Genomic DNA, 3,036 nt, shown 5'->3' with positions numbered 1-3,036 from the left:
GAAGAAACCCTCTCCGAGGGACTTCGTTTCAACCTTGAGAGAGAATGTTATGAGGTGGAGACAGCGAATTCGGCAGAAGAAGCCCTGACGCTGGATTTACCTTCGTTCGACCTTGTTCTCCTTGACATCATGATGGGAGATGTCAGTGGTGTACAATTAGCATCCATCATGAAGAAGCGGAAGGACACGGCAGGCATCCCGATTATATTCTGCACCGCCAAAGACTCTGTAGATGATATGGTGGGAGGCCTTGAATTGGGAGCGGACGATTATATCACGAAGCCCTACTCCATAAAGAATGTCCTCGCCCGGGTGAAGACCGTCTTGCGAAGGGTGTCCGCATCACAGGGCGCAACCGCCCAAAAAGAGCGCACGTTCACCTTCCACGGGCTGAAAATCTTGCCGGAAAGCAAGATGTGCATGCTTGACAACAAGGAAATCAGAATGCCTAAAAAGGAGTTTGAGATTCTGGCCTTGTTGCTGAAGAACAGAGGCAGGGTATTTTCCCGCCATGAAATCCTGCAGGCTGTCTGGCCGGAAGAGGTAGTCGTACTGGATCGGGTTGTGGACGTCAACATCACACGGCTCCGTTCCAAACTCGGCGATTACGGGAAACACATTGTAACGAAACTTGGCTATGGGTATGTTTTCACAGAGTAGGCTGACTTATCATCGGAAACTGTTCCTCGGGTTGGTGATTTATTCGTGGCTCCTGGTGGGCTGCTTCGCGCTCTTCCAATACCATCGGGAAAAGCAGTTCAAGGCAGAGGAGGTGAACAGCCGGCTTCAAGTCTTGAACGAGTTTATAATCGCACATCTTGATTCGACCGGAAAGGTAGAACTGCCTCCATGCGACATCGTGGGACTTCGTATCAGTGTGATAGACGGCAACGGGAAAGTCATTTTCGACAATTCGTCGGATTCTTTGCCCAAAGCCTCGCATATAGACAGGGAGGAGGTGATAAAAGCCATGCAAACCGGAGAAGGATATACGCTGCGGCGCCATAGCGAGAGCACGGGCGGCACCTACTTCTATTCCGCGAAGCGCGGAAAGGGGTATCTGGTGCGCACAGCCGTACCCTATTCCATGACGCTCGACCGATTGCTCACCACCGACTATGCGTTTCTGTGGTTTATCGCCTTGGTCACGGCGGGCATGTGCGTCATCGGTTTCTTTGTCACACGAAGAGTGGGCAAACACATCGAAAGATTAAGCGCATTTGCCGAAAAAGCCGAACGCGGAGAACGCATCGTAGATATCGAACCGTTCCCCCGCGATGAACTCGGGAATATCTCCAACCACATCGTCAGACTCTACGCAAAGCTTCAACAGGCCATCGCGGAGAGAGACCGTGAGCACCGCCAGGCCATTCGCGAGCAACAGGAGAAGATGCGCATCAAGCGCCAACTCACCAACAACATAAACCATGAGCTGAAAACTCCGGTCGCATCCATGCAATTGTGCCTGGAAACCCTTATTGACCACAAGGAACTGCCCGTCGAGAAGCGCGAAGACTTCATCAACCGCTGTTACGCCGCCAACAAACGCCTGCAATCGCTCTTGATAGATGTCTCCACCCTTACCCGTATCGAAGATGGCGGCGAGAGCTTCGCCCGAGAAGCGCTTTCCGTCTCCGACATCGTCGCGGAAATATGCGACGAGTACGAAGAACTGGCACGAAACAAGGGCTTTGAAATCCGCAACAAGGTGACGCCCGTGACAATCAACGGCAACATGTCCCTTCTGTTTTCAATCTTCCGCAACCTCATAGACAACGCCCTTGCTTATTCCGAAGGCTCGCTCATTGAAATCCGTGTTCTGGAAGAGACAGACCATCACGTGACGCTGGCCCTTGCAGACAACGGGAAAGGAGTTGCGAAAGAGCACCTGCCGCGGATATTCGAACGCTTTTACAGAGTGGATAAAGGCCGTTCAAGGCTGCTAGGAGGAACCGGGCTCGGCCTGTCTATCGTAAAGAATGCCGTGCACTGGCACGGAGGAACCATTCGGGCCATAAACCGGGAACAAGGAGGCCTGCTGTTCGTATTTACCCTGAACAAACAGCCGTGATGCCGTCGTTTAACAACAACTTAAACCTCATGAAATAACTATGTAACATCCGGATGCGACCTTTGCACCAAAAACAAACAAAAACATACGATTATGGATATTATTTTTCTGTGCGTCGTGATATTCTTGTTTCTGCTGGCGATATTCGACCTTTCGGTGGGAGTCAGCAACGACGCGGTCAATTTTCTGAATTCTGCGATAGGCTCCAAGGCAGCATCGTTCAAACGTATATTGATTGTAGCCTCTATCGGTGTGTTCATCGGAGCCGCCATGAGCAATGGCATGATGGACATCGCCCGTCACGGCATCTTCCGTCCGGAGCATTTCTCCTACTACGAGCTTACCTGCATCTTCATGGCTGTCATGGTGACGGACATTATCCTGCTCGACATCTTCAACAGCCTGGGCATGCCTACCTCCACGACCGTATCCATGGTGTTCGAGCTGCTTGGCGCCACCTTCGTGGTATCCCTCATTAAAATAGCCGGCGACACCACCGGACTCGATTTCAACGACTTGCTCAACACAGAGAAGGCTTTGTCCGTCATCATCGGCATCTTCTTGTCCGTGGCGATAGCGTTCTTTTTCGGCACTATGGTGCAATTCATCACCCGCACGCTTTTCTCGTTCAACTACAGAAATAAGTTCAAATGGAAAATCGGGATATTCGGCGGCGTATGTGCCACGGCCATCGTCTATTTCCTGCTTATCAAAGGGACGAAGGACCTCTCCTTCATGACACCCGAAGTAAAGATGTGGATTAAGGAGAATACCGGAATCATAATCATCGGATGCCTCGCAGGATTTACCCTGCTGATGCAACTGCTGCATATATTGGCGGTGAACGTACTGAAAGTGGTTGTGATGATGGGTACATTCGCCCTTGCCATGGCCTTTGCCGGCAACGACCTGGTCAATTTCATCGGAGTCCCCCTCACCGGCCTTGCTTCCTATCAGGACTACAT

3 protein-coding genes are annotated in these 3,036 nt (G+C 51.3%); all 3 read left to right on the top strand.

Features of this window, described 5'->3' with window-relative positions; genetic code table 11:
- Positions 1 to 660 (top strand): response regulator transcription factor (locus K2G43_RS04165; RefSeq protein WP_300153090.1); only part of this gene is annotated, 660 nt, incomplete at its 5' end.
- Entirely contained in the window at positions 638 to 2,071 is a 1,434-nt protein-coding gene (locus tag K2G43_RS04160; protein ID WP_300153088.1) for an ATP-binding protein, read from the top strand. The genes K2G43_RS04165 and K2G43_RS04160, both read left to right, overlap by 23 nt.
- 93 nt (positions 2,072 to 2,164) lie before the next feature.
- Positions 2,165 to 3,036, top strand: an 872-nt coding sequence (locus K2G43_RS04155) for an inorganic phosphate transporter (RefSeq protein WP_300153086.1), incomplete at its 3' end; no start/stop codon positions are given.

The sequence above is a fragment of the Bacteroides sp. genome, from assembly GCF_029057325.1.
Taxonomy (GTDB): Bacteria; Bacteroidota; Bacteroidia; order Bacteroidales; family Bacteroidaceae; genus Bacteroides.
The sequence above is the reverse complement of the archived record's forward strand: the minus strand, read 5'-3'. Positions and strand labels throughout refer to the sequence as shown.